General features: G+C 24.2%; 3 protein-coding genes. 2 read left to right on the plus strand and 1 reads right to left on the minus strand.

The window, feature by feature from the left end:
* The first annotated feature begins 52 nt into the window (after positions 1–52).
* Positions 53–1,909, plus strand: coding sequence for a hypothetical protein (locus tag ACTT90_RS07340; protein ID WP_440938080.1), 1,857 nt, complete (start codon positions 53–55; stop codon positions 1,907–1,909).
* Between the two features lie 22 nt (positions 1,910–1,931).
* On the opposite strand, the gene ACTT90_RS07345 is transcribed toward ACTT90_RS07340, so the two are convergent.
* Complete coding sequence (locus ACTT90_RS07345; protein WP_440938081.1) at positions 1,932–2,525, minus strand: pilin; 594 nt, start codon at positions 2,523–2,525, stop codon at positions 1,932–1,934.
* Between the two features lie 150 nt (positions 2,526–2,675).
* On the opposite strand from ACTT90_RS07345, the gene ACTT90_RS07350 reads away from it, so the two are divergent.
* Positions 2,676–3,383 (plus strand): hypothetical protein (locus ACTT90_RS07350; protein WP_440938082.1); only part of this gene is annotated, 708 nt, incomplete at its 3' end.

Consider the following 3,383-nt stretch of genomic DNA (forward strand, 5'->3'; position numbering starts at 1 on the left):
AATAAAATCTCGACAAAAGATTTTATTAATTTAAATAAAACAATATTTAAATATGCTTACTTTAAAAAATAGAATTATTAGTTTGAAAAATATCTACTTCTATCTTTTTTGTTTTTTTATAATATTAAGTCATCAAATACTTTTTCAATCATATCTCTTTTCAGACTACTTTCATTATGATTGGCAATCCGTATTATCAAGACTGATTTTTGGTAAAATATGGTTCTATAATAATGGTTTTTCTATACCATGGTTTGCACCACATATATGTTGTGGTATTCCCTTTTTTGCTGATCCACAATCAGAATATTTTTCTTTAACACAAATATTATTTTTTCTTTTCGATCCATTAACTTTTTTTAATGTGCTTTTTTTAATTTATTCCATAATTGCTTTTGTTGGCTCATATTTGTTGCTAAATAAAATTTTTAATCTATCGAGACAAAGTTCAATAATTGGTTCTACTCTATTTTTATTTAATCACTATTTTGTATTTCATTATTTATCAGGACATATTGGCTGGTCTTTATTTTCTATAGTGCCTATGTTTTTCTTTTTATCTTGTTTGTCTCTCGATACAAATCATGATTATAAAAAAAATCTATTATTTATAGTTATATCCTCTTTGTTATTTGCACTAATAATGCATAGTGGAGGATCAAGAATAATTGTTGAAATTGTATTATCAATATATTTTTTAAGCTTACTGTACATAATAAAATTCAAAAAATTAAAAATAATTTTAAATATTTCATTAATTCTTTTGATTGGATTAATGATTTCTTCTTCTAAAATCTATGCAGCTTGGGTTTTTGTTTCAAATATTGGTAGAGAAATGCAACCAATTCAATATTTAAGTGTTGTTGATTTTTTAAAAGTTTTTTTTGATATATTTTTCTTTGTTCCAAAATCAAATATTACGCAGCATGTGCTATTTACAAGTCACCAATTATCAATTGAAGAGCTATCATTTAATATTACTATTGTTCCATTATTAATTTTAATATTGTTCATCCCAAAATTTAAAATCATGTCAAAAGATAAAATAACTATATTTACCTCATTAGTTTTATTTTTAAGTTTTATTGTTATTATTTTACTAGGTTTTTCACAAACAAAGCTAGGTTCAATAGTGCAAAAACTTCCAGTAATTACAAGTGATTGGGTTGTGTTTAGAATGTATGCGCCCTTTGTAATTTTATTTTGCATACTCTCTGCATTTATGTTTGAAAAAATTTCATTTCAATATAAAAAAATTTTGACAATTTCTTTAGTTTTAATTGTAGTTTTTCAAAATTTAATTTTTGATAGAAATAAATTAGTTAATATTTTTAATTATTCACCAAAAAAACTAATAAATTATGATGTTACAAGAGAAAATGTAAAAAATTTTAAAATTGAAAAAATTATGTCAATTCTTGATGAGGATTTTCAATTCAATGGTCCTAAACAACATGATTTTTTTTTAGAAAATAGATCAATTCAATTTTGTTACTATTCAATACTTGGTTATAATTTAGAATATTTTATTCCATTTGCAAAAGATCTTGTATTTAATTACAAGATTTTAGATAAATTCAAAAGTCCAATTAGAAATAATAAAAATACTGAAGAAATAGCAAATTTACTGGAGGGTGATCCTTTTTTTGTTAAAGATGGAAGTTACAACTTTATAAATCCAGCATGTTTTTTAAATCCAAATGAAAATGATTGTAAGTTAAATTATTTTTTTAAAGAAAATAATAAAATACAATTAGAAAAATTTTTAAAATATGAAAAGTTCGAATTTAAACATTCAAAAATTCAAAAAATTTTTAATTTGATAAGTATAGTTATGTTCGTCTTATCAATTATTGGAATTTTTATAATAATATTTTACATAAAAAAAACCCCCTATCTAAAAAGATAAGGGGTTTTTTTAAATAATTTGTTTATTTAAGTTGAAAAGCTTTTGCTTTATATTCCCCAGAACTTCCCGCTCCGGCAGAGCCATCGGCAGTATAATATTCTATAAAGAAATATCCTGAAGTTTCCGTTGAATCAAATAAACCACCTGCTGGTATTACTGCTCCATTAGTAGTTTCATCTGCAGCAGCAAAAAATCTTACGTTAATTTGACCCTTTTTGGCATCAGCTGGTGTACCATTGAATACAACTTGATTTCCACCTGCAGCATCAAATGGATTTTTGAACGCATTTCCATAACCTGCTGTATCAAAGTAACAAGTCATTCCCTCAACAAAATCACTTAAATTTTTACTATAAACTGTGTAAGGTGCCAATGAAGTACATGAACTTCCAGCACTCAAGGCTCCTGATACAGTCTGAATATTGTTGTTTAAGAGTGTTAATTCAGTTTCAACAAATCTTTTTACTGAATTAAAATTGGCAACCCCTACTCTGCTTTTTGCAGAGTCTGTGTAACTTTGGTAACCAACGATTCCCACACCCGCTAGCACACCAATAATTGCTACAACAACTAATAGTTCTACAAGTGAGAAACCCTTTTGAAGTGTTTTTTTCATAATTATGATCCTTTGTATAAAATATATATATATAAAACTCTTTCTATCTATATTATTTTTTTTGTAAACGGTTAATTTAAGTTAATTTATGAGGAATTTAATCAAATTTTCTATTTTAAATGATGAAAAAAAAGCTAGAAAACTCTCGAGATGAATCCTAATTATAAAGAGAAAATATTTGAGTATTGTGCTTTTTTTATAACATTTGCTGTTTTTTTTGCATTTTTTACAGATACCTTAAATTATGGCAGAACTTATGATGATGATGCTCTTCTAAACAAGTTCACAAGGGCACCTGGAGATGCAAAATTACTGTCCAGTTTTCTATACGCTAAATTTCACTTTTATCCGATTTATTTTCTAACTCATGAGTTAGATAATTTTATCACATATTTACTTAATTATTTAAATTTTAATGTCTTTAATACACAAATTGCAAAATTTACAAACTTGTTTCTACACGTTTCAAATTCATTTTTAATTTATTATTTCTTAAAAATTGTTTTTAAGATTAATTTTGATTTAAAAAAAAATATTATCTTATACTTTTCAACATTATTTTTCTTGTTCCACCCAATTACATCTCAAATAATTTTTAATATTACGACAAGAAACGAGAGTCTTGCTCTTTTTTTTGGTTTGTTAACTTTTATTTATTCACTTAATCATTTTAATCATGAAAATTATAAAAATTATTTTTTCATATCAATATTGTTTTTTTTTTCTCTATGTTCAAAACTAATGACTGTTTTCTTTATTGGATTAATTCCTGTAACAATTTTTTTATTAAATTTTCATTCAATGAATTTAAGAAAAAATATTGTTAAAAATTTGAAAATTTTTTTTATTCTAATAATC

Source organism: Candidatus Pelagibacter sp. (assembly GCF_052049935.1).
Lineage (GTDB): Bacteria > Pseudomonadota > Alphaproteobacteria > Pelagibacterales > Pelagibacteraceae > Pelagibacter.